Origin of the sequence: Caballeronia sp. RCC_10 (assembly GCF_041360715.1) — a bacterium.
GTDB lineage: Bacteria > Pseudomonadota > Gammaproteobacteria > Burkholderiales > Burkholderiaceae > Caballeronia > Caballeronia grimmiae.
Genome location: NZ_JBFUPT010000094.1, coordinates 1 through 2,163, shown reverse-complemented (window position 1 = coordinate 2,163; position 2,163 = coordinate 1). Strand labels below are relative to the sequence as shown.

General features: G+C 55.3%; 3 pseudogenes. All 3 read left to right on the top strand.

Annotated features, from left to right (window positions below):
* Positions 1 to 77: 77 nt before the first annotated feature.
* A pseudogene (locus AB6804_RS31745) lies at positions 78 to 316 on the top strand (IS110 family transposase); the annotation flags it as partial.
* Between the two features lie 615 nt (positions 317 to 931).
* A pseudogene (locus tag AB6804_RS31740) lies at positions 932 to 1,507 on the top strand (integrase core domain-containing protein).
* Between the two features lie 41 nt (positions 1,508 to 1,548).
* Positions 1,549 to 1,964, top strand: a pseudogene (locus AB6804_RS31735) (transposase); the annotation flags it as partial.
* Positions 1,965 to 2,163: the final 199 nt, after the last annotated feature.

The following is a 2,163-nucleotide window of genomic DNA, read 5'->3' as shown; positions in this document are numbered from 1 at the left end:
ACAAGCAACATTCTCAGCTATACCGCCACCGCCTTCAAACCCCCGCCTCATCCAAACACCAGTTTCGACCATAACTCGGTCGAGCCAACCTGCTTGGCATAAGCAAGCGTGGAAACAAAACAATTCGACGCCTGCAGTTCAATGCGCAAGGGCCTATATGCAACGCATCGACCGGCAGACCGGTCGGCTGGTAGAGTGGGTCAGACCAATGCTCACTTCGACGACATTCCAGCGTTGTCGCATGCGCGCTGTCCAACAAGTTCGCGCGTACAGCCGGGCACTGGCAGCCCATCACACGGTGTTTGAATCCGGCTAGCAACGATGTCAGCCTGATCTGGCCAACGCACTTCTGCTTTGCCAAAGTCACCCAACTATTTTGCGACCGCTGAAATTTGATGACGTAAGCGGCATCACGGCCCCATAAAGAACCTGATACATGAGCCGGCTTGTCAAAGCCGCGGTAGTTTTGAGGATTATCGGGCGCGACTCTCATCGTGCGCGGGGAAGATTCGCTACAACGACGCCGTATAGACTCGAGCAGGCCAACCACAACGTCAAAGATTGGTGTTGCAAAAATAGGCGACCATAGGTTCATGTACTGTCCGAGGACCGTCTTCGAGCGGTTCAGCTCGACTTGAAGTTGGGTAGGCGCATCATGGCGACTATTCGGGAACTGGGCTACCCGACGAAGAATTCCCTTATAGCCTGGCATCGAGAGTACGGGCGGTGTCGTGATCTATAGACCGGCTATGTCCGGTCGAAGCGTCGAAGCCGAGGTATTCGCCCGAGCAGAAGAAGGTGGCCGTCGAGTATTACCTGAGCCAAGAGTGTTGTGCTGCCGCGACCTTGAGGGCTTTGGGGTATCCGACGTATGCTTCCCTAACGGTTAGACGTTGAGTTGTAGAATTTCGGGGGCCTCCATGCATCGGAGATTGCCTTTAAGAAAAGCAGATTCACGGAAAGTCAGATCGTCGCGGTCCTCAAAGAAGGCGAAGCCGGTTGTCCCGGTTGCCGAATTTTGCCGCACGCACGGCATCAGTAACGCCACCTATTACATGTGGAAGAGCAGTTGCGGCAGGCGATTCCGAACGCTAAATGTGATCGACGAAGCGAACCGCGAATGGTTGGCAATCGAGATTGGCACGTCGATCCCCTCGGCTCGCTTGATTCGCGTGTTGAACCGGCTTGTGGACTGCCACGGTATGCCCGAGGCGATTCGTTTGGATAACGGCCCGGAGATGATCTCTCACGCGTTCACTCAATGGGCGCAAACAAAGGGCATTGCGGTGCGCTACATCCAGCCTGAGAAGCCCAACCAAAGCGCTTTCATCGAGCGCTTCAACCGAACCTGTCGAATGGAGGTGCTGGATGTTCACCTGCTCGACAACTTGCGGCAGTCCAAAGCATTACGGACAACTGGTTGATCGACTACAACGAATATCGCCCTTGTGATTTTCTGGGCGGCCTACCGCCGGCGCAATTCATGCCGCGGCTAACCATGGCCTGAAACGTCTACATGACGATGTCTACTTGACGGGGAAGCATACGCCGAGTCGCGAGACGCTTGCAGCGTGGATCGAAGAAGTGTGTCCCGACGTCAGAAAGCGTCTCGTTGGCAGAGCAGTCGGCAGCTCGCGAAAACCGCAAGAAGTGAAGCGGGCGGCAGTCTTCGAGCTGTGCACCAGAGAGCAAAAGCGCGCGCGTCGTTGCCGAGAAACAGGCGTGAGCAGGCCAACCCTGTATAACTGGAAGAACCAGCTACTCGGCCGAGAGGTTCCAGCATCGATGAAACGTAAAAAGAAGCCAGCGCCGGACCATGAGCGAGCAGAACTCGAACAACAGGTCGAATCGCTTCAACGCGACTTCCGGCAGTTGCAGCTAGAGCACAATATCCCGAGAAGGCGAACAAACTGATAAGAAAAGAAATGGGCATCGGCCCGCGACTCCTGAGCAACCGGGAGAAATGATATGAACGCCTCCCACCCGTGAGCGGTGGAAGCCGGAAAAAAGTGGAGCCTCACGGGCCAACGGCATAGGAGTGTCAAGATGGAAGACCATAGAGATTTTCCTGGCGAACCGGAGGCTCCTGACCTGCCTGGCGAATATCGGACCGGTTGAAACTTGAGAGAATGGCTTCCAACGGAGGAATGGAAGTCATGAAGA